The sequence below is a fragment of the Shinella sedimenti genome, from assembly GCF_022601905.1.
Lineage (GTDB): Bacteria > Pseudomonadota > Alphaproteobacteria > Rhizobiales > Rhizobiaceae > Shinella > Shinella sedimenti.
Map to the genome: position 1 here is coordinate 282,265 of NZ_JAKVIN010000008.1, position 22,025 is coordinate 304,289.

Annotated in this window: 19 protein-coding genes; 7 read left to right on the forward strand and 12 right to left on the reverse strand. The window is 61.5% G+C overall.

Features of this window, described 5'->3' with window-relative positions; translation table 11 throughout:
- Positions 1-5 precede the first annotated feature (5 nt).
- Positions 6-995 (reverse strand): rhamnose ABC transporter substrate-binding protein, encoded by a 990-nt coding sequence (gene rhaS, locus MKI86_RS19360; protein ID WP_241604360.1) that lies wholly within the window; start codon positions 993-995, stop codon positions 6-8.
- 35 nt (positions 996-1,030) lie between these two features.
- Positions 1,031-1,834 (reverse strand): DeoR/GlpR family DNA-binding transcription regulator, encoded by an 804-nt coding sequence (locus MKI86_RS19365; RefSeq protein ID WP_241604363.1) that lies wholly within the window; start codon positions 1,832-1,834, stop codon positions 1,031-1,033.
- 179 nt (positions 1,835-2,013) lie between these two features.
- On the opposite strand from MKI86_RS19365, the gene MKI86_RS19370 reads away from it, so the two are divergent.
- Together MKI86_RS19370 and rhaI are read left to right on the forward strand one after the other, a co-directional pair.
- Entirely contained in the window at positions 2,014-4,116 is a 2,103-nt protein-coding gene (locus MKI86_RS19370; protein ID WP_241604364.1) for a bifunctional rhamnulose-1-phosphate aldolase/short-chain dehydrogenase, read from the forward strand.
- A gap of 19 nt (positions 4,117-4,135) precedes the next feature.
- Entirely contained in the window at positions 4,136-5,428 is a 1,293-nt protein-coding gene (rhaI, locus tag MKI86_RS19375; RefSeq protein ID WP_370880021.1) for an L-rhamnose catabolism isomerase, read from the forward strand.
- 51 nt (positions 5,429-5,479) lie between these two features.
- On the opposite strand, the gene MKI86_RS19380 is transcribed toward rhaI, so the two are convergent.
- The 6 genes from MKI86_RS19380 to MKI86_RS19405 all read right to left on the reverse strand — a co-directional run bounded on the left by MKI86_RS19380 (position 5,480) and on the right by MKI86_RS19405 (position 12,192).
- Positions 5,480-6,376 (reverse strand): sugar phosphate isomerase/epimerase family protein, encoded by an 897-nt coding sequence (locus MKI86_RS19380; RefSeq protein WP_241604369.1) that lies wholly within the window; start codon positions 6,374-6,376, stop codon positions 5,480-5,482.
- 91 nt (positions 6,377-6,467) lie between these two features.
- A complete protein-coding gene (locus MKI86_RS19385) occupies positions 6,468-7,406 on the reverse strand; it encodes an ABC transporter substrate-binding protein (protein WP_241604371.1) in 939 nt (312 codons plus the stop codon).
- 68 nt (positions 7,407-7,474) lie between these two features.
- Positions 7,475-8,458, reverse strand: a complete 984-nt coding sequence (locus MKI86_RS19390; RefSeq protein ID WP_241604373.1) for an ABC transporter permease subunit — start codon at positions 8,456-8,458, stop codon at positions 7,475-7,477.
- 37 nt (positions 8,459-8,495) lie between these two features.
- Positions 8,496-10,019, reverse strand: coding sequence for a sugar ABC transporter ATP-binding protein (locus MKI86_RS19395; RefSeq protein WP_241604374.1), 1,524 nt, complete (start codon positions 10,017-10,019; stop codon positions 8,496-8,498).
- Positions 10,016-11,416 (reverse strand): FGGY-family carbohydrate kinase, encoded by a 1,401-nt coding sequence (locus tag MKI86_RS19400; protein WP_241604376.1) that lies wholly within the window; start codon positions 11,414-11,416, stop codon positions 10,016-10,018. The genes MKI86_RS19395 and MKI86_RS19400 overlap by 4 nt, the downstream gene beginning before the upstream one ends.
- A complete protein-coding gene (locus MKI86_RS19405) occupies positions 11,413-12,192 on the reverse strand; it encodes a DeoR/GlpR family DNA-binding transcription regulator (RefSeq protein WP_241604378.1) in 780 nt (259 codons plus the stop codon). Before MKI86_RS19405 ends, MKI86_RS19400 begins: the two co-directional genes overlap by 4 nt.
- 196 nt (positions 12,193-12,388) lie before the next feature.
- Between MKI86_RS19405 and MKI86_RS19410 the strand changes: the two genes are divergently transcribed.
- From MKI86_RS19410 to MKI86_RS19430, 5 genes are all read left to right on the forward strand, one after another.
- Positions 12,389-13,471 carry a class II aldolase/adducin family protein gene (locus MKI86_RS19410; RefSeq protein WP_241604381.1) on the forward strand — a complete coding sequence of 361 codons (1,083 nt, stop codon included), beginning with the start codon at positions 12,389-12,391 and terminating at the stop codon, positions 13,469-13,471.
- Positions 13,468-14,745, forward strand: a complete 1,278-nt coding sequence (locus MKI86_RS19415; RefSeq protein ID WP_241604383.1) for an FGGY-family carbohydrate kinase — start codon at positions 13,468-13,470, stop codon at positions 14,743-14,745. Before MKI86_RS19410 ends, MKI86_RS19415 begins: the two co-directional genes overlap by 4 nt.
- A complete protein-coding gene (locus MKI86_RS19420; protein WP_241604385.1) occupies positions 14,742-15,584 on the forward strand; it encodes a TIGR01459 family HAD-type hydrolase in 843 nt (280 codons plus the stop codon). The genes MKI86_RS19415 and MKI86_RS19420 overlap by 4 nt, the downstream gene beginning before the upstream one ends.
- A 147-nt stretch (positions 15,585-15,731) precedes the next feature.
- Entirely contained in the window at positions 15,732-16,436 is a 705-nt protein-coding gene (locus MKI86_RS19425; protein ID WP_241604387.1) for a YoaK family protein, read from the forward strand.
- Between the two features lie 81 nt (positions 16,437-16,517).
- Entirely contained in the window at positions 16,518-17,015 is a 498-nt protein-coding gene (locus MKI86_RS19430; RefSeq protein ID WP_241604389.1) for a hypothetical protein, read from the forward strand.
- 56 nt (positions 17,016-17,071) lie between these two features.
- Here MKI86_RS19430 and MKI86_RS19435 read toward each other — a convergent pair whose 3' ends face one another.
- The 4 genes from MKI86_RS19435 to MKI86_RS19450 form a co-directional block, all read right to left on the reverse strand.
- Positions 17,072-19,090: a putative bifunctional diguanylate cyclase/phosphodiesterase gene (locus tag MKI86_RS19435; RefSeq protein WP_241604391.1), complete on the reverse strand. Its 2,019-nt coding sequence runs from the start codon at positions 19,088-19,090 to the stop codon at positions 17,072-17,074.
- Positions 19,091-19,460: 370 nt separating this feature from the next.
- Positions 19,461-20,060: a tripartite tricarboxylate transporter permease gene (locus MKI86_RS19440; protein ID WP_256465751.1), complete on the reverse strand. Its 600-nt coding sequence runs from the start codon at positions 20,058-20,060 to the stop codon at positions 19,461-19,463.
- A gap of 9 nt (positions 20,061-20,069) precedes the next feature.
- Positions 20,070-20,966 (reverse strand): AraC family transcriptional regulator, encoded by an 897-nt coding sequence (locus MKI86_RS19445; RefSeq protein ID WP_241604393.1) that lies wholly within the window; start codon positions 20,964-20,966, stop codon positions 20,070-20,072.
- A 73-nt stretch (positions 20,967-21,039) separates the two neighbouring features.
- Positions 21,040-21,867, reverse strand: coding sequence for an oxidoreductase (locus MKI86_RS19450; RefSeq protein ID WP_241604395.1), 828 nt, complete (start codon positions 21,865-21,867; stop codon positions 21,040-21,042).
- Positions 21,868-22,025 lie beyond the last annotated feature (158 nt).

Consider the following 22,025-nt stretch of genomic DNA (forward strand, 5'->3'; position numbering starts at 1 on the left):
AAGGCTCAGTAGATCTTCGAGAACTTCTCGATATTGGACTTGTCGAACTGGTAGGGCGCGGCCATGGCCGCGGCATTGGTATCATCTAGCGTGATCGAACCGACCTTGCCGATGGAGAAGGTCGCGCCCGGCTCCGCCTTCGTGCCCTTGACGAGTTGGTCGGAGAGGAAGACGGCTGAGTAGCCGAGGTCGATGGGGTTCCACAGCGCGACGCCTTCCGACGCACCGTTATCGATGAACTTCTTGAACTCGGAGGGCAGCGCCAGCCCGGTCACGTTGATCTTGCCGATCAGCTTCTGGTCGGTGACGACCTGTGCGGCTGCCACGACGCCGACGGTGGTCGGTGCAATGATGGCCTTTAGATCAGGATGGGACGAGATCAGGCCTTTGGCTTCGTTGGTGGATTTCACGGAGTCATCGTCACCATAGACGACGGCTGCAAGCTTGATCTTCGGGAACTTGGTCGGCAGCACTTCCTTGGCGGCCTCGATCCAGGCGTTCTGGTTTGTCGCGGTAGACGACGCCGACAGGATCGCGACTTCGCCGCCAACAGGCAGGTGATCGGCGGCAAGCTTGATAATGGTTTCGCCGATCAGGTTCGTATCGGACGGGTTGAGATGCAGCATGCGGCCATCCTTGGCGACACCGGAATCCCAGGAGATCACCTTGATGCCGCGGTCCATGGCCTTCTTGAGCACCGGAACGAGCGCATCGGGATCGTTGGCGGAGATTGCGATCGCATCGACCTGCTGGGCGATTAGCGAATTGATGATCTCGATCTGGCCTTCTGCGGTTGCCGAGGTCGGGCCGGTATAGATGACCTCGATGTCGCCGATTTCCTTGGCGGCCTCCTCGGCCCCCTTGGCGGCGGCATCGAAGAAGCCGTTGCCGAGGGACTTGACGACCAGCGCGATGCGCTCGGCGGCAGACGCCGGCCCGGCCATCAGCGCGGCGGCAATCGCCGTCGAGATTGCAAGCTTGTGCAGAAATTTCATGGTGGTTCCTCCCGTTGAAGTTCTTCCGGCCGCGCTTACGCAACGATCGGGGCTTGTTCCCTTGCTGTTTTATCCGCGATGATGAGCCCGACGCCTGCCTCCTCCAGCATCTGTCGGTCCTCATCACGAATTCCGTCATCGGTGATGACAGTGGTCACCCGTTCCAGCGGGCAGAGCACCAGACTGGATCGCTTGCCGAATTTCGAGGAATCGGCCAGCACGACAAGTTCGTCGGCCTGGCCCATGAGCTTCTGCTCGGCCTGGATCAGCAGCGGATCGGCCTCCATGAGACCGAGCTTGCCGAGACCCTGCGCGCCCATGAACATGCGCCTGGCGTAGAAATTGCGCGTCACATCGTTCTCGAAAGGGCTGAGGATGATGTTCTGCTCGCGGTATATGACGCCACCCGACAGCATGATCGTGTTCTTGGAATTCTTCAGCAGGTGCTCGGCGATCGGAAAGGAGTTGGTGAAGATCTGCATCCGGCGCGCGGCCAGGAGATGGACCATCTGAAAGGTCGTCGTGCCGCCGTTGATGATGATCGGATCACCATCGGCGCACAATTCCACCGCCTTCAGCGCGATCGCGCGCTTCTGAGCGATGTTGATCGTTTCATTGACGGAAAACGGCCGGCCGGCAAGTCCTGGGAATTGCGGCGGATTGATCGCCTCCGCGCCGCCGCGCACGCGGCGCAGCTTCTTCTGCACATGCAGCGTCGCAATGTCCCGGCGGATCGTCGCTTCCGACGATTCCGTCAGTTCAACCATTTCTCCGACGGTCACGACAGGCTTTTCCTGGACCGCGGACAAAATGATGCGATGACGCTCTTTCTCGTGCATGAAGTCCTCCCTTTCCTGAACTTTCCACTGATCACGGAACTTGTCAATCATATCCAATCATAAATAATCATATCGCAGCGCAACATGATCGTTTTTGATTGAATACGATTGACTTGCCGACAATTCTGCCGCATCGATAGCGCAAAAGCCGAATATGCGCATCGCGTCGGGAGGAAGAGATGTCGACACAAGAAGCCGGTTCACGGCTGACGAACCTGTGGGATAAGGCCCGTGCGGCCGGCATGAGCGAGCCGGAGCTGCTTCTCTACCGCTCCAACCTCCTCGGATCAGACAAGCGTGTCACCAATTACGGCGGCGGCAACACCTCCGCGAAGGTGATGCAGAAAGACCCGCTCACCGGCGAGACAGTCGAGGTCCTCTGGGTCAAGGGCTCCGGTGGCGATGTGGGTACGATAAAGTTAGACGGCTTCGCCACGCTCTACATGGACAAGCTGCGCGCGCTGAAGCGCATCTATCGCGGCGTGGAATTCGAAGACGAAATGGTCGGCTACCTGCCGCACTGCACATTCAACCTCAACGCCCGCGCCGCCTCCATCGATACGCCGCTGCATGCCTATGTGCCGAAAAGGCATGTCGATCACATGCATCCCGACGCCATCATCGCCATTGCGGCGTCCGCCAATTCCAAGGCGCTGACCCAGCAGATTTTCGGCGGCGAGATCGGCTGGTTGCCCTGGAAGCGCCCAGGCTTCGAACTCGGCCTCTGGCTGGAGACATTCTGCCGCGAAAACCCCGATGCGAAAGGCGTGGTTCTCGAAAGCCACGGTCTCTTTACCTGGGCAGACGACGCTGAGGCCTGCTACGGCCTCACCATCGACATCATCAACCGGGCGACCGCCTGGTTCGAGACGGAAACCGCCGGCAAGGCGATTTTCGGCGGTGAGAAACACAACGCGCTTGCCCACATGGAACGCCGCGCCGTTGCTGCACGCCTGATGCCCGCCATCCGAGGCATGATCTCGCAAGAGGCCCATATGGTCGGCCATTTCGATGATAGCAACGCCGTGCTGCAATTCGTCTGCGGCAACGACATGGAAGCGCTCGCTGCGCTCGGCACCTCCTGCCCCGACCATTTCCTGCGCACGAAAATCCGGCCGCTGGTCGTCGATTTCGATCCTGCAAAGCCCGATATCGCGGCAACGCTGGAAAGCCTCAAGCCGGCTGTGGAGGCCTACCGCAAGGACTATGCCGCCTATTACGAGCGCTGCCGGCATGCCGACAGTCCGGCACTGCGCGATCCCAACGCCATCGTCTACCTCGTGCCCGGCGTCGGCATGATCACCTTCGCCAAGGACAAGGCGACGGCGCGCATTTCCGGCGAGTTCTACACCAACGCCATCAATGTCATGCGCGGCGCCTCGACTGTCTCGACCTATGTCGGGCTGCCCGAACAGGAGGCCTTCGACATCGAATACTGGCTGCTTGAGGAAGCCAAGCTCCAGCGCATGCCGAAGCCGAAGTCGCTTGCCGGCCAGATCGCAATCGTCACCGGCGGCGCCGGCGGCATCGGCTCGGCCACGGCCGCCCGGCTGCTTTCCGAGGGCGCCTGCGTCGTGCTCGCCGATATCGACGAGGCCGCCCTTGCCTCGACCGCCGAAAACCTTGCAGGCCGCCATGGCAAGGATGTCGTTCACACCGTGAGGATGAACGTGACCGATGAGGTCGCCGTGATTGCTGCCTATACGGAGATCGCGGTCGAATTCGGCGGCGTCGATATCGTCGTTTCCAATGCGGGGATCGCGTCGTCCGCCCCGGTCGAGGAAACGTCGCTGGAACTCTGGAACCGAAACCTCTCGATTCTTTCCACCGGCTACTTCCTCGTCGCGCGCGAGGCATTCAAGGTGCTGCGCCAGCAGGCGATCGGCGGTTCGGTGATTTTCATCGGCTCCAAGAACGGCCTTGCCGCCTCCCCCAACGCATCGGCTTATTGTACGGCAAAGGCATCCGAAATCCACCTCGCGCGCTGCCTTGCGCTGGAGGGCGCGGATGCCGGCATTCGCGTCAACGTGGTCAATCCGGATGCCGTGCTGCGCGGCTCCAAGATCTGGTCCGGAGAATGGCTCGACCAGCGCGCCTCGACCTACAAGACGGACAAGGAGGGACTGGAGGAAATGTATCGCCAGCGCTCCATGCTGAAGCGTTCCGTGCTGCCGGAGGACGTTGCGGAAGCGACCTATTTCTTCGCCTCGGAGGCCTCCTCGAAGTCGACCGGTAACATCATCAACGTCGACGCCGGCAACGTCCAGGCGTTCACGCGCTGAAACCGGCTGTTCTGGGAGGATGATGATGACGGGAATCGAAAAGGGCGTCGTGGACGCGCACAATGATCAGGCTATCGCAGCGCTGAAAGCAGACTACGAAGCGCTCGGCGAACATCTGTCGCGCCGCGGCATCGATATCGATGCAATCAAGGCGAAGGTGGCGCGCTATGGCGTTGCCGTCCCCTCATGGGGAGTGGGAACCGGCGGCACGCGTTTTGCGCGTTTTCCGGGCGCCGGCGAGCCGCGCGACATCTTCGACAAAATGGACGACTGCGCCGTCATCCACCGGCTCACCGGTGCGACACCCTCGGTCTCGCTGCACATCCCGTGGGACAAAGCCGATCCGGCCGCGCTGAAGGCCAAGGCCGAAGAAACGGGTCTCACCTTCGATGCCATGAATTCCAACACGTTCCAGGACCAGGCGGACCAGAAGCACTCCTACAAGTTTGGCTCGCTGTCGCATGCCAGCGCCGCGACGCGCCAGCAGGCCGCCGAGCACAACATCGAATGTATCGAAATCGGCAAGGCCATCGGTTCGAAGGCGTTGACGGTGTGGGTTGGCGACGGCTCCAACTTTCCCGGCCAGACCAATTTCACCAGGCAGTTCGAGCGCTACCTCGACGCGATGCGGACGGTCTACAAGGCGCTGCCCGACGACTGGCGCATCTTCACCGAGCACAAGATGTACGAGCCGGCCTTCTACTCGACCGTCGTGCAGGACTGGGGCACCAACTACATGATCGCCGAAGCGCTCGGGCCGAAGGCTTACTGCCTCGTCGACCTCGGCCACCATGCGCCCAACGTCAATATCGAGATGATCGTCGCGCGCCTGATCCAGGCGAAGAAGCTCGGCGGCTTCCACTTCAACGATTCCAAATATGGCGACGACGACCTCGATACGGGTTCGATCGATCCCTATCGCCTCTTCCTCGTCTTCAACGAACTGGTCGACGCCGAGATCCGCGGTGCGGAAGGCTTCCGTCCCGCCCATATGCTCGACCAGTCGCACAACGTCACGGACCCGATCGAAAGCCTGATGGTTTCGGCCATGGAAGTGCAACGCGCCTACGCCGCCGCCCTTCTTGTCGACCGAAAGGCGCTGGAGGGCTTCCAGGAAGACAACGATGCCCTGATGGCGACGACCACGCTGAAAAAGGCGTTCCGCACCGATGTCGAGCCGATCCTGGCGATGGCGCGGTTCGAGAAGGGCGCAGCGATCGATCCGGTCACCGCTTTCCGTGCGTCCGGTTATCGCGCCAAGGTCGCCGCGCAACGCCCGGCAATATCGAGCGCGGGCGGCGGCATCGTCTGATGCAAGGTGCCGGCGGCCTGCACGCGCAAGCCACCGGCAGTTTCTGCTCCGTCAGGCCGGAAGGTGCGCCTGGCGGACCAGCGCGTCCTTGAGCCGCGCCGTCTCGAGGCCCAGTTCGATGAAGCGATGGGCGTGGCGGGCAAGCGCGACATTATCGTCCCACAGGTTGCGCCAGATCGCGGTCTTCAGCGACAGATCCTTGTCCACGATGGTGGTCGAGAAGGATTCGAACGTCACGTAGTCATCCCAGCCGATGGCCACCAGTGCGTCGAAGATCGCGGCGAAATCGATCGTGCCCGTTCCAAGATAGCCGCGATGGCTTTCACCGATATGGATATATCCGATCTTGTCGGCGGCGTGGCGGATCGCGAGGCCTACATCCGCCTCCTCGATGTTCATGTGGAACGTATCGAGGTGCAGCAGCACGTTCGATGCACCGGTATCGCGGATATAGGCCATGCCCTGCGCCGCCGTGTTGAGCATGTTGCTCTCGAAGCGGTTGACGATCTCCAGATTGAGGGTGACGCCCGCCGCCTTGGCACGCTCTGCAACCTTGGTCAGTGCCGACACGCTGGTATCCCAGCTCTTGCGGGTCAGCGCGTGTTCCTGCTTGCCATGGGCAGAACTCAGGATGCCGGCGAGCTTCGTGCCGCCGAGGTCGCGCACCAGCGCCACCGCCCTGTCGAGAATATCCGTGCCGTTGGCGACGACAGAGGCGTCATCGCTGGAAATGTCGCCTTCCGGCGGCAGGCCCATGCTGATCGCCACATCGAGTTCAAGCTCCCGCAGCCGGCCGGCGAGCCATTTCACATCGACCTGCTTAGGGTCGAGATAGGAAAACTCGATGAGCTTGTAGCCGAGCCTGTGCGTGTTCTCGAGCGCCTTTTCGAGCTCGTCACGCGAGGAGCCTGCGCTCCAGACGAAGGAATGAACACCGATTTTCGACATGATCCCGGCTGCTTTCTGAAAGGAAGGAATTGAAACACGGTCGGCCGGGCACGCCGCTTTCGCAAGCGTGCCCGGCCATCGGGAGGAAGGTTTAGCGGGCTGCGGTCCAGCCCTTGTAATCCTTGACGTTGTCAGCCGTGATGAGCTGCGGATCGAGCAGCACAACCGGTTCGGCCGGCTTGTTGCCGTTCAGAACCTCTACGCCGAGCTTCAGCGCTTCGCCGGCCATGACGTAAGGATCCTGCGAGGCGGAGGCCTTGATCATCGAATTGCCGCTGGCAAGTGCCTTTTCGATATCCGGCGCGCCATCGACCGCGGTGAAGAAGAATTCGCTGCGGTTCAGCTGCTTGGCGGCAAGTTCGGCGCCGATCGCGGTCGGGTCGTTGATCGCGAAGACGGCATCGATCTTGTCGAAGCGGGTGAGCAGACCCTGCATCACGGCAAGCCCGCCATCGCGCGAGCCCTGGCCGTTCTGGTCGTCGGAGAGGATCTTGATATCGGCATGCTTGCCGAGCGCTTCCTTGCAGCCCTGCACGCGCTCGAGGATCGACGAGGATGCCGGGCCGTTGATGATGACCACGTCGCCCTTGTTGCCAAGCTTCTCGGCGATGTAGTTGCAGGCCTCTTCGCCGGCCTTGACGTTGTTGGTCATGACGGTGACGTCGGCGCCGGGAGCCGAAACGTCGAACGCCGCGACGACGACGCCGGCAGCCTGGGCCTTCTTGACGGCGGGCGCGATCGCCTTCGCGTCTACGGCGTTCAGCATGATGATGTCGACGCCGGCAGCGATGAAGCTGTCGATCTGCGAGACCTGCTTGTTGAGGTCATAGTCGGCCGAAACCGAGGTGACTTCGACATTCGGGTTGATTTCCTTGGCACGGTCCTCGATGCCTTTGATCGTGGCGACGAAGAACGGGTTGCCGAGCAGGCCGACCGAGATACCGATCTTGTTGAGGTCCTTGGCAGCGGCGGGCATGGCGAGTGCGGCGACCATGGCGGTGCCGACGAGCAATTTGGACATAAGACGCATGTTTTCCTCCTTTGGTGACGCTTGTCGCGCCGTTGTCTCCGGTTTTGACCGGTTCTTTCAGCCGGACCTCACGTCCGGCTAAGCCCTTTGAGCCTGTAGCGATCGAGGCCGACGGCGACGATGATGACGAGGCCCTTGATGATGTATTGCCAGATGTCCGAGACCCCCACGAGGATGAGACCGTTGGAGAGTACGGCGATGATGAGCGCGCCGATCAGCGTGCCCCAGATCGAGCCGACACCGCCGACGAAGCTGGTGCCGCCGAGAATGACGGCCGCGATGGCATCGAGTTCATAGGCCTGGCCGAGCTGCAGGCCGTTGGCCGCATAGAGGCGTGCGGCCGACATGGCGCCGCCGAGGCCAGAAAGCAGGCCGGACATGGAATAGACGAAGAGCAACACCAGCGGCACCTTGATGCCGGTCAGACGCGCGGCTTCGGAATTGCCGCCGACGGCATAGATCCAGGTGCCCAGCACTGTGCGCTTGAGGATGAACCAGGACACGATGATCGTGGCGATAGCGATGATGGCGAGCCACGGAACCCCAAACAGCGAGCCGTTACCGATGAAATCGAACGGCAGGTCCGGGTTGAACACGGTCGTATCGCTGCCGAGCAGACGCGCCACGCCACGGATGGCGGTGAGGGAGCCGAGCGTCACGATGAAGGGCGGCAGCTTCAGCCAGGCGATGATGGCGCCGTTGAGGAAACCGCAGGCAAGGCCAGCGGCGATGGCCGCGGGAACGCCAAGCATGCCGAGGTCAGGCACCAGCGAGACGATGACGGCGATCATGGCCGATGCCGCCAGGATGGACCCGACCGAAAGGTCGATGCCGCCTGTCAGGATGACGAAGGTCATGCCTGCGGCCAGCACCGTGTTGATCGATGCCTGCTGCATGACGATCGACAGGTTGTTGACGGAGAGGAACCGTCCGCTCAGCACATGGAAGCCGATGGCCAGCAGTACCAGCACCGGCAGCATGCCGAGCGCCGTCAGCGTCGAGCGCAGCTTCAGCTTGTCCATCCGGGTCTGTTCGGTTTCGCCTGCAGTCATGATGTCCGTTCCCGTCTTCGTCTGTCTGTTTTCTGCTTCAGGCCGCGTTGCCGGTCGTGCCGGTGGCAAACGCCATGATCGCTTCCTGCTCGATCGGCTGGTTCACCTCGCCGGCAATGCGCCCCTCCCGCATGACGAGCACGCGGTCGGCAATGCCGAGGATCTCCGGCAGGTCGCTGGAGATGACGACGATAGCGATGCCGTTCTGGGCGAGTTCGTCGATGATGCGGTAGATCTCGGACTTCGCGCCGACATCCACGCCGCGCGTCGGCTCGTCGAGGATGAGCGCCTTCGGCCTGGTTTCGAGCAGGCGGGCAAGCAGCGCTTTCTGCTGGTTGCCGCCCGAAAGCGCGCCGACATTGATCTGCGTGCCGGCGGTGCGGATCGAAAGCGCCTTTACCGCTTGCGCAGCGCGCTCCCTCGCCCGCTTGAAATCCAGCGCGCCGCCCACTTTCGCATCAGCCGCGATGACGCCCATATTGATGTTGTCGCTGATCGACATATCCAGGAACAGGCCGAGCGCCTTGCGGTCCTCGGTGAGATAGGCGATGCCCGCGTCCAACGCGTCGCGCGGCGACGCAATGGAAAGCGGCTTGCCGTTCAGCATCACCTCGCCGGAGGTGCGGTGGTCGGCACCATAGACGAGGCGAGCCAGCTCCGTGCGCCCAGAGCCGACAAGGCCGGCAATGCCGAGCACTTCGCCCGCGCGCACCTCGAACGAGCAATCATGCACCTTGATGCCGTCGCCGATATTCCTGACGGAAAGCACGGCCGCGCGTTCGTCCGTGACCTGACGATGTTCCTTCTTGTAGAAGGACGAAAGATCGCGGCCGACCATCATCGAGACCAGCTTGCTGGCGGAAAGATCCGCGCGGTCGAGCGTTCCGACATAGGCGCCGTCGCGCAGCACGCTCACCCGGTCGGAGAGCTGGTAGATCTCTTCCATACGGTGGCTGATATAGATGATGGCGATGTCGTCGGCCTTCAGCCGGGCGATGACGTCGAAGAGCTTTTCCGTTTCGCGGCTGGTCAGCGAAGTGGTCGGCTCGTCCATGACGATGATGCGGGCATTGGTCGTCAGCGCCCGCGCGATCTCCACCATCTGCCGCTCGCCGAGCGACAATTCCGCGACGCGGCGGGAAGCATCGAAATCGATACCGAGCTGCTTGAGGATGGGGGCGGCGCGACGACGCATCTCCGCACGGTCGGCAAGACCGAAGCGCGACGGCTCGTTGCCGAGGAACATGTTCTGCGCCACCGTCAGGTTCGGCGCGAGCGAAAGCTCCTGGTAGATGACGGCAATACCATAGGCCTTGGCTTTCAGCGGGTCGCCGAGCGTCGCCGCAGCGCCATCGATCAGTACCGAACCGCCGGGATCGGCGGTATAAGCGCCCGACAGGATCTTCATCAGCGTCGACTTGCCCGCACCGTTCTCGCCCATCAGCGCGTGCACTTCGCCGGCATGAACCGTCAGGCTGACCTGCGACAGCGCCTTCGACGCACCGAAGGTCTTGCTGATATCGCGCATCTCCAGAAGCGGTCGCTGTTCGTGGGCCGTCATGCGCGCTTCTCCTTTCGCGAAACCTCATCAGCCGCCATGGCATCGACATGGTGCCGCCATTGCCGCCGGTATTCATCAAGGCCGGAAATGGATGCCGGCTCGGCCACCGCGCAGTCATTGACGAAAGGATTGTCGCCAATGGCATCGAAGACGAGCGCCGCCGCGCCGAAGGCGCTGCCTTCCGGGTTGGCGCTCGTGTGCACCGTTTGCCCAGGCCGAAGGGCGGCAAGCACGGAGGCATATAGCCCCGTCTTCACCAGGCCGCCGTCGATGACGATCGCGTTTTCAGAGCCGATGAGATCGAGCGACAGATCGGTCATCAGGGCGACATAGAGCATCGCGACGGCCGCGCGCTCCTCGCCTTCGACAGTCGGACCGACAAAGCGGCCCTCGTGCCCCGGCATCGGCCCGCCCGGCGCGAAGGACGGCAGAGCGAAAGACTCGCCGGCAATGACCCTGGCAACCGCTTCGGCAGAAACCGGCTTTGCCCAGCCCCCGCTGGCGACATCATATTCCCGACCGCCCATAAAGCGGATGGTCGCGACAGGCTGATGATCGACGGTGACATTAGCCAGCATGTCCCTGTCAGCATCGAGCCGTTCCAGCGGACTTGCCGGATTGAAGATGATCACCCAGGTTCCCGTCGAGACCAAGGTGAAATCCGTAAAGCCGAGCGAGCGGTAGAAATAGAGCGCCGCATTGCTGTCGTGCACGCCGTTATGGACCGCGACGTCCACGCTGCGTCCATCGTCGAGTGTCACGGCGTGGGTGCCAACGACCTCACCCGCTCTTGCGAATTGCGGCATGCGGCTGCGCCAGCCCATGCGGTCGACGAGACTGCTGAAATCGTCCTGCAGCGGCGCCCACAGGTTGGAATGGCAGCCGAGATAGGAGACTTCCGAGATCGAACGGCCAGAGAATTTCCAGGTCCAGAACTGCGGATAGGCGAGAATGGCTTCCGCCTTGCCGATCAGGCTTCCATCGCGTTCGTTCAGCCAGAGAAGATGGCGTCCATAGTTGAAGCCCAGCGGCAGCGGCGGCGAAAACGTCTCCTGAAAATCCGGTGCCATCGCATCGATGCGGCCGGCGATCTCCGCGGGCGGCTCCTGCTCATAGTCCAGAATGGGGTGAACAAGCGCCCCGCCGGAAACCAGCGCGAAGGTGCAGCCGTGACCGGAAAACGTCATGCGGTCGACACCATGCGCCCCAACCGCCCGAGCCAGTTCAGCTTCCATCCAGCCGAAGAGCGCGACATCATCCAATACGCGCAGATCCCCTTCGTTACGCCAGACGGGCCGCGTTCGCGCCTCGTCGATCACCCGCCCCTCGGGCGATATGACAAACAGCTTGGAATTGGTCTTGCCGAGATCGAAGACCGCAATGGGGAACCGGCTCAATTTACGCCTCCCGTCGTCGCGATCATGATCGTGACGCCTGCATCTTCCAGCATCTTGGCCGCCGCGTCGGTCAGGCCGTCATCCGTGATGATCATGCCGATACGCGACAAAGGCAGGGCCACATTGCGCGGCTGGATCGAAAATTTGCGGCTGTCGGCGAGCAGCACGATCTCGTCCGCACAGGCCGCCAATTCGCCAATCACCTTCACGAGCAGCGGATGGGATTCGAGCAGCCCCTTGCTGCTGATGCCCTGCGTACCGACGAAGAAACGCGAGGCGAAAAAGCTTGGCGAGCCCCCTGACGGATCGTGAATGATGCCGGGCTCGCGATAGAGTTCGCCACCCGCAATGGAGAGCTGGCATGTGCCGTGCTCGCCAAGGTGAGCAGCAAGCGGCATCGAGTTGGTCCAGACGCGCAGATTGCGGTGCGCGAGCAGCGTGCCAAGCTGGTAGCAGGTCGAGCCTGCATGGATGATGAGGGAATCGCCGTCACGCACGAGGCCTGCTGCAGCTGCGGCAATCGCCCGCTTCGCCTCAACTGCGATGTCGCGGTTCTCGTCGTAGGGTCTGGCGGAAAGGCGGCCACTGTCGCCGGCCTCGCTGGCAGAGATCCCGCCATAGACCTTCCGGGCCCGACCCAGTTCATGAAGCTTGTCGATATCACGTCGGATGGTGGCGGGAGAGGCGCCGAGGCGCTCTTGAAGATCGCGCACCGAAGCAAACGGCGTCTCGCGCAAGAGCTCGATGATAGCCTTGTGGCGTTGCGTGTCGTTCACGGATGCTCCTCCCGGCGTCTCCATCGCCGATGAATGAAGATAATCACAACAATCCAAATCGATCAAGCATCATGACGTATTTTCTTCACAGTTGACGATATGCGATCATATCAATACCATCAGGCGAAAAGTTTGATCACCTTCTGTCGTGATATGCGACCGGCGGTGATCAGGTGATCTAGAGGAGGAGGCTGGCATGGCTTCGGGCAATCGGTCGGACAATGATCCGGCCTTCAACGCGTTTCTCGAGCTTTCAAGGGATATCGGCAGCGACGTGCTGAAAACCCAGGGCGCCGGCGGCAACACTTCGTTCAAATGCGACGGCGTGATGTGGGTCAAGGCATCGGGGACATGGCTTGCCCATGCGGGCGAACGCGACATCATGGTGCCGGTGACGGTGGCACCGCTGGTGGCCGCACTGCGGGCAGGCGATCCGAGTGCGGAGAAATCGACCGACTTCATCGTCACGGCGCTGAACGCGTCCGGTCTTCGCCCGTCGATCGAGACAAGCTTTCACGCCGCGCTGCCGCAGGCGGTCGTCGCGCACTATCACTGCGTCAACGCCATCGCGCTCTCGGTTCTCAACGACCGCGACGCCGTCATTGCCGGACACATGGCGAAACTCCCCGACCTGCGCTGGGCAACCATACCTTACCGCCGACCCGGCACGCCGCTCGCGCTTGAAATCGACCGCGTTGCCGAGACGCGGCCGGATGTGCTGATCCTCTACAATCATGGCATCATCGTCACCGGCGAGACCGTCGAAGAGGTGCGCGAGCGCATCGAACGTGTCACCGAAGCGCTCTCAGTCGCGGTGCGCGCAGAGGCGACAGCCGATAGCGCGGCCTTGACGGCACTGGCGGAAGGCTCGGACTTTCATGTCGCGGAAGATGCCGAGAGCCATAAGACGGCGCTCAGCCCGGCCAATGTCTCGTTTGCGGCGGGCGGTTCGCTCTACCCGGATCATGTCATCTTCCTGGGCACGGAAATCGGCGTTCTCGCCGGTGGTGAAACGGTGAATGCCTATGCCGATACGCGCCGCGCGCGCGACCTTTCCATCCCGAAGATGCTGCTTGCGCCAGGACTCGGCGTGCTGCTCGCCAATGAACTCACCGCCGGCGGCCGCGTGATGGCCCGCTGCCTTGCCGAAGTCGTCTCCCGCATACCGGACGGTGCATCGGTGGCCTATCTCAACGCCGATGAGGAGTATGAACTGACCCATTGGGAGGCCGAGCAATATCGTCAGGCGCTCGACCGCAAGGCGAGCCGGCAGGCATGAAGACCGGCACGGAGCCCGCCGTCGCGCTCGGCATCGACCTCGGCACATCTGGCGTGCGCGCCGCCCTTCTTTCGAAGGATGGCGTGCCGGTGGATAGCGCGGCATGCCCCTTCCCGGATGCCGCGTCCGCGCGCCTGCCATCGACCTGGTGGAACGGCGTCATGTCGTGCCTTGCAGAACTCGCCTCACGTAGCACCTTCTCGTCACTTGAAGGCGTCGCCGTCGATGGGACCTCAGGAACCGTGCTTGCCGTGGACGCCGCCGGCGTGCCCGTGGGCGAGGTTCTGATGTACAACGACCCCTGCCCCGATCACGCGATCGTCGACCGCATCGGTGCGGTGGCACCTCCGGACAGCCCGGCGCGTGGTGCGACATCGGCGCTGGCACGCGCCATTTACCTTTCACGCAGGCCGGGCGTGCATGCCATCCTGCACCAGGCCGACTGGATCCTGATGCAGCTTGGCCTTGCCGCTGCAACCAGCGATGAAAACAATGCGCTGAAGACAGGCTACGATCTCGACGCCGAGCGCTGGCCCGACTGGCTGGAAGCATGCGGCATGGACGTAACCCTGTTGCCAGCAGTCGCGAGGGCAGGCGCGCCGCTCTCGGAAGTCACAGCGAGCGGGCGCGCACTCGGCCTGCCGCCGCAGTGCCGCTACCATGCGGGCACGACCGATGGCTGCGCCTCGTTCCTGGCGACGGGCGCCTCGGCCATCGGGGATGGGGTGACGGCGCTCGGCTCGACGTTGGTCGTGAAACTCGCCTGCGCACAGCCGATCAGTGCGGCCAATTATGGAATCTACTCCCACCGCATCCTCGATTTCTGGCTTGCGGGCGGTGCGTCGAATTCCGGTGGCACGGTCATCCGCAAGTTCTTCGACGGCGAACAGTTGAAAGCGATGACCCCGAAATTGCGGCCGGACGCGCCGACCGGCCTCTCCTATTATCCGCTACCAGCTCCCGGCGAGCGCTTTCCCGTCAACGATCCCGCCTACCCCCCGCGACTTGCCCCCCGCCCGGCCGATGACATCATCTTCTTCCAGGCAATCCTCGAGGGCATTACCGCAATCGAAAAGTCGGGTTATGACCGGTTGGCTGAACTGGGCGGCCCTACGGTGCTATCCGTGCGCACGGTCGGCGGGGGCGCGGTCAACGAAGCCTGGACGCGGATGCGCGAAAAGGCGCTCGGCGTACCTTTTCTTGCGGCGCGCTCGGCGGAAGCGTCCGTCGGCACCGCCTCGCTTGTGCTTGCAGGAAAGGATCGCTGGCCTTGAGCATTGCACCGCATACCACGCTCGCCGCCCTGGCGGATCGCTATGATGCCTTCTTCATCGACCAGTTTGGCGTCTTGCGCGACGACGACGGCGCCTATCCGGGCGCCAACGCCGCCCTGCTTCGCCTGAAGTCTCTGGGCAAAACCGTCGTCATCCTGTCGAATTCGGGCCGCAGCGGCGACTATAACGGTGACCGCCTGGTCAAGCTCGGCTTCGACCGTTCCGGCTTCGACCACTTCCTGACCTCCGGCGACGTCGCCCATCACATTCTGGCCCAGGAAACGGGCGAGAAAGCCGACGTCACGCGGTGCCTGACGATTTCGAGCGGCGGCGACCGCAATCTCGCCGAACGGTTGGGCTTCGAGAGCGTGGAGGACGCAGCGCTCGCGGACATCGTGATCATCTCGGGAAGCGAAGCGGAGCGCATTCCGCTGTCGACCTATCGTGACCGGCTAAGGCCTGCGGCGGAGCGTGGCATTCCCTGCTACTGCACCAACCCGGACCGGCACAAACTTGTAAAAGGTGGCGGAACCGCGCCCGGTGCCGGAAGCATCGCCCTGGCCTACGAGGCGCTCGGCGGCCCGGTCCGCTGGTTCGGCAAGCCGCACCCCGCAATATACAAGCAGGCGCAATCGCTGCTTGGGAATATAGCCGCCGACCGCATCGTCTGCATCGGCGACAGCATCGAGCACGATATCGCCGGCGCGGCCGGTGCGGGCCTGGCGTCGTGCCTCGTCCGGACGGGGATTCTCGCGGCCACGCCCGAAAGCGCCCTCGCCCCGGTCTGCGAAACGCATGGCGCCCGCCCCGATTTCCTGATGGAGCGCTTCACAGTCTGAGCGATTCCGGCCGCACTGGCGTCTGGCCGGAACCGAGACTGATTGCACATCTCCGCCGCACCCTTTGCTTGCAGCAAGGCTGCTTGAGCGCTACGCACGTCCTGTTATCCTGCCATCACATCGGGCCATATAGGAACGCGAATTGCGATGCTCATTCATGAAGGCGACACCCGGACACCGGCCGTGGATCTTCTGCTGGCGACCATTCTCGCCTTTGTTGCAGGAGGCGTAAACAGCGTCGGATTTCTGGCTTACGGCTATTTTTCTGCGAACATGACAGGCAATGTCTCCCTGGTGTCGGAACTTCTGTCCTACTGGCAGCTACGCGCGGCTGCTGCGTTTTTCATCATCGTCCTGATGTTCATTACGGGCGCCTTTCTGGCCTCATTGTTCATTCAGATGGGCAAGCGACACCGGCTTAAGACGGTTTATGCCCTGACACTAGGTGTCGAGGGCGTCATCCTGATGCTCGTCGGCATCTGTGTCTCGGCAGTACCCGATGCCGTGAACGGCTTCGTCATTGTCAGCCTGCTTGCGCTGTCCATGGGCATCCAGAACGCGGCCTCGACGCGCATATCGGGCGCCAGGGTGCGGACGACGCATGTGTCGGGGCTCGCCACCGATATCGGGGTGGGCCTCGCGCTGCTGTGGGGTGCACGGGGAGACGTCCAGCGCGAGGAAATTGCCACGCGCCTTCGCCTTCACGCCGTGACGATCCTGGCCTTTGCCGTAGGCGGCATCGCCGGCGCGTTGATGTATACCAGCTTTCAGGGGCTCGCGCTGTGCCTGCTTGCTGCGATGCTGTTCGCGTTGTGCGCGATCTACTCCAGCGGCATCGGCAAGACCGACTGAACGAAGCGCTCACAAAGACGTTTGCCACGCGCGAAGGCCATGGTAGGCAGGCCGCACCTTGAAGCCAGCCGGATGATTGCCATGACCGTTTCGTTCTACGCCGACTACATTGCCGAGTTGCGTACCCTGTTTGCGGAATTGAACGACGAAAGCGGCCTTTTCCAGACATTCCATGTGCATATCGAACTGGTCGCCGCTGGAAGCCTTGTTGTCTATGAAGAGAAGCGGCGAAAAGGCCAGACGGACAATCTGTTCTATGGCCGCCCGGCCCAGACCACATCCAACCGACAGATTTCGCGCGAAACCGCATCTGCCGCGATCAATCACTTCTTCTCGCTTGGTCAGTTCATCGCTTTGACAGGGACCACACGGCAACCGCTCGAAATGCAGTATCCGCACTGCGCCATCAATTTTTCCTATCGCAAGAGAGGTCATCCCGCCGAACGCGCGATGCTGATGGTGTTCGTCGGGTTCAATGACGATACGGACGCATCGGATTATGCCGCTTCCGCAAACGATCCAGAAGCCTTCGTCTGTGCACGACCATATCACACACCAAAAGCCTATGAATGGAAGTGACGGCGCGGGCCCGGCAAGCTGCGTGCGGTGATATTTGTTTTCTCGCCTCCACAAGGTCAGGCGCGGATGCCGGTTACCCTTTGATCCGCTGTGGCAAGAGTAATGGCCGTCGAGCGTGGCAAAGGCTTAGACAACAGGAAGCCCTGCAGATGGTCACAGCCGAAATCCTGCAATGCGCTTCGCTGCTCGTCCGTTTCAACGCCTTCGGCGGTCACGAGTAACCCCTTGGCTTTCGCCATGCTGATCATCGCAGAAACAACGGCTTTGCTTGCACCTTGATGCATTTCGCCGATGAAGGATTTATCGATCTTTATCCGGTCGACCTCGATGCGTTGAATTCGCGAGAACGTCGAGTAACCGGTTCCGAAATCGTCGATCGCAAAGCGGACGCCGGCTGATCGCAGGGTCGATATCGTGGTTTCCACTTCGCTCTTCTCCGGCGTCATGGCACTTTCCGTCAACTCTATTTCGAGCCTGTTGGGTTGGACCTGCCACTTGGCGAGGATGCCCAGAACGCGCAGCGCATAGCCTGGTGAGGCAAGCTCGAGTGCCGACGCATTGACTGCGATGTGAATATCGGGAAGTTCGGCAAGTGTCCGGCAGGCGTCTTCGAGGACCAGCGCACTGATCTCGTGAATCAGGCCAGTTTCCTCGGCGAGCGGGATGAATTGGTCAGGGCTGACATCACCCAATGTCGGATGCTTCCAGCGTGCCAGCGCTTCAAGTGAACTCAGCGCGCCGGTGTCGGCCGCGAAGACGGGTTGATAGAATGTTTCCAGCTGGGAATGCGTCTTGAGGGCGAGGCGCAGGTCTGCTTCCAGCGCCCTTCGGTCGCTCAGCAGTTCATCCATGTGGCTCCCGAAGATGGCATGCGTATTTCTGCCTGCCGCCTTGGCGTGATACAACGCAATGTCGGCCTTGCGGGTCAACTCGATCGGATCGCAAGGTCCCGTTGTCACGGCGGCGCCGATGCTGGCGCCTATTGCGATGTGGACGGTGTCGATTTCAAACGGCGCCCTGAGTGCGGTCACGATGTTCTTGGCGATTTCTTCCACATTCTGCGCATCGGCATTGCTGAGGAGTATGTTGAACTCATCGCCGCCGACACGGGCGATCAGGGAATTCGGCAGCAGGTCGCGCATGCGGGCAGCCGCCGTCATGATCAGCTTGTCGCCAACGGGATGGCCAAAGGTGTCATTGACGGTCTTGAACCGATCGAGATCGACAAAGAGAATACAGTGACGCTGATCTGTAGCTGCATTTGCCAGCGTGGATGCCAGTGTGATTGCGAAGAAGTTTCTGTTGGCCAGACCCGTCAGCGCATCGTGTGACGCCTGATGTTCGAGTTCTTTGCGGCTTGCGGCGAGCCGTTCAGAGCGGCGGAACAGGGCGTGGCCGGCAAGGCTTGAGCCTGCAAACAATGTACCGAACGTCACCAGCAGGACCGGAACGGTAGCGCGAAGAACGTCATTTCCAGGCTGAAACGGAGCCCAGCGAAAGAACCCTGCAGGCGTTCCGTCACGAGAGGTCAGCGGGATAAAGGCCGCCCCCGTCTCGCTCGGCTGATCGCGCGTGAACCGAAGGTCGCTAAACGCGTATTCGTGCCCGATCTCCGCGGGAAGATCACCATCGAGAAATCGGACGGCGACGTGAAGGAATTCCGTGCCGGGCGCCTGCACGACATTTCCCGTATGCGACATGAGCGGCTTGATGCTGACGATCGCGGATCGGTTGCCGATGCTCGACACGTCCGCCTCCCCGATTGAAAGGACCTGCGCACTCGTGCCTTGCGTATCGCCGCGCGACAGGCGCGTCCGCAGTTTCGTTACCAGTGGCAAATAGGCATCGCGGAATTGCTGCGCATCAGGCGCGCCTTTCGGATCGGCGATGAACTGATAAACGAGCGACGAATCGGGCGACAGCAGGAGCGATGCATCATGGCTGAAATAGGTGTGCATCCACGACCCGAGATTGGCCTCTATCCAGGCCGTGTCGCCGCGTTGGCTTTCGACAACGGCGTCGTCCCAAACCGTGACACTCTCCTGATCATGGGCGATCGCGGATTGCAGCTTCATCATCGCAAGCGTGATAAAACCCCGCTGATGCGATGAGGCCACCTCGTCCGCCTTTCCCGCCGCCCAGATGAGCGTCAGGAACAGGAGGCCGCAGATCGCGAGCGAAGTACTTGCCGGCAAGATCCATTTCAAAAGAGATGAAGACTGGAGCTTTCGGTTCATCGCCAGGTCCTGATTATGCCTGGGATATTAGAGCGATTGGACTTAAGCCGATGGCAAAAAAACCGGTTAAAGAACGGTGAAGATATGTAGCCGCGGTGGCGAACTGAAGATCGACAGGTTCACACGACGCCGACCGGTCGGCGCCGAATGGAATAACGGCCTGAACTCTTTCGAGAAGCAATACAGACTGGCTGGTACGCCCGCATTCTCACGCTTGGTCTACCAGTTTGCGGCGCCGCCAGAACGCGAGCAGCGGCGACAACCAGATCATGATTGTCACAAGCGCCAACCCCGCCGCAATCGGCCGGTCGAAGAAGGCAACGAAAGATCCACCCGATTTCATCATCGACGTCAGGAAGTTCTGCTCGACCAGAGGGCCCAGTACGATGCCGAGAACGAAGGGAGCGATGGGAATGCCGGCCTCTTCCATAAAGTAGCCGATGACGCCGAAAGCGAGCGCCACACCGACGGCCGCTACCGTGTTGTCGACGGCAAACGACCCGACCATGCAAAAAACGAGAATGATCGGCATGAGGATGGAGAGCCGCGCCTTCAGGATTACGCGGCCACAGCGGATCGCCACCCATCCGAGCGGAATCATCAAGAGGTTGGCGACAAGGAACGCCATGAAGATGCCGTAGACCGTGGACGGGTTGTTAAGGAAGATCGTCGGTCCCGGATTGACGCCCTTCATGAAGAGCACGCCGATTACAATGGCCGTGATGGCATCGCCGGGAATGCCGAAGACGAGCGCGGGGATATAGGCGCCACTAACGGCTGCATTGTTGGCGGCGCCGGCAGCCGCCAGGCCCTCGTATCATGCCTGCGAAAGAATGTACCGCACGTCCGTTTTAGGCGGCGCGCCGAACAGTCTGCGGTACTCGCGGTTGAATTGCGTGACGCTCTCGTAGCCGACGCGAAGCGCCGCGCTGCCTGCGTCGATGCGATCGGCGATCATCATTCGACGCGCCTCATGGAGACGAAGGTGCTTCTGGTATTGCAGCGGGCTCATGGCCGTCAATGCGCGGAAATGATGGTGCAGGGTCGATTCGCCCATTCCTGCAACATCCGCCAGGGTCTCGATGCGGACCGGTTGGTCAAAATGATCACGCAGCCAGCGAATTGCCGCCGAGACCCGATTGGTTTGCGTGCCGACTTCGACAGCGTGCCGCAACCGGCCGCCAACGGGGCCAGTCACGATCCGGTAGAGGATTTCCCGCTGGATGAACCTCGCCAGAATGGGAATATCGCGTGGCTCATCCAAAAGGTCGAGAAGGCGCAGCGCAGCGTTTGCCAGCTCCGGCGTCACGGGTCCGATCGCGATGCCTGTTCCGTTGCCCTCCGCAGGGCTTCCAAGCTGATCGACTTCAGCAATCAGTTCACGCGCCATGTCGAGGTCGATGTCGAGCTTTAATGAGAGATAAGGCGACGATGCACTCGCATCGAGCACCTGGACGATCGTTGGCAGGCCCACGGCCGTCAGCAGGAAATGATCTTGATCGTAGACATATGTCTCATTTCCCAGGACGACGCGCTTCGCGCCTTTGATGATGAACGCGAAGGAGGGTTCATAGAGCGAAGAGTCTGGCGTCATCGAAGATGTGCGCCGATGCAGGGAGAGACCGGGAATGGCTGTAGCAACGGAGCCCTCATGCGGAAGGCGCCTTTCGACAAGCTCGCACATGCGATGACGGGCGAGTTCGATGTCATTCATTTCCGCTGCAGCCTTCCTTTGCGTCGATACGCCATTCCCGTCTCCCTGCAGATCCGCTCCCTTGAGCTATAGCCTAGAAATCCGTCGACAGGACCAGCTCTTTCCACTGCTCGATGTTCTTCGCGAGCGCGTGGGACTTGTTGTCGAATACAGCAAACGCGTCGGAGCCCGTTGCCAGCCATACAGGCGGCCTCTCAGCCCTAACGACAGCCAGCATGGCCGCAGCAAATTTCTTGGGGTCACCGATCTGTTGATGATTGGCGCCATCAAGCGCCTGTCTGTGTTGAGCCGAGGCCGCGGTATAATCCTCGATCGATAGATTGCCATAGCGAACGGAACTGCCGTCAAGAAAGTCGGTTCTGAAGCGGCCGGGATAAACGCAGGTCACCTTGATACCGAACGGTGCCACTTCGCGGGCGAGACCTTCCGACCAGCCGGACACGGCATGTTTCGTCGCGCAATAGATCGATGCGCCTTCAAAGCCCTCCATGCCTGCAATCGACGATATCGTGATGACATGACCGGAGCGCTGCGCCCGCATGAACGGCAGAATGGCGCGTGTGACATCAAAGGCGCCAAAGACATTGGTGGCGAACTGTCGCGTCACAGCTTCCGGGGCGACCTCCTCGAACGCGCCGAGCTGGCCATATCCGGCGTTGTTGACGAGAACGTCGATCCGTCCGAACCGGGCCTGCGCAACGCTGACCGCTTCAGCGATCGCCTTATGGTCCGTGACATCGAGAGGGATTGTCTGAAGCTTGTCGGCAAAGCCCTCCAATGCATTCTCAATCTCATCTGGCTTGCGCGCCGTGGCAACGACGTTGTCGCCGGCGTCGAGTGCGGCGCGCGCGACTTCCAGGCCGAGACCACGATTGGCCCCGGTAATGAACCAAGTTCTCATAGAGCGAATTCCATTCTTGATTGGACATCGGCGCGTTCCGCGCCAACACCATGCAATTTACGGCTCAACCCCGTTGGTGGCTATAAATGGTCCTGCCTGTTTCTTGCCTGATCCTGTCGATCGCCAGCGACGAAGACGTTTTCTCATGTCCTTGGCGC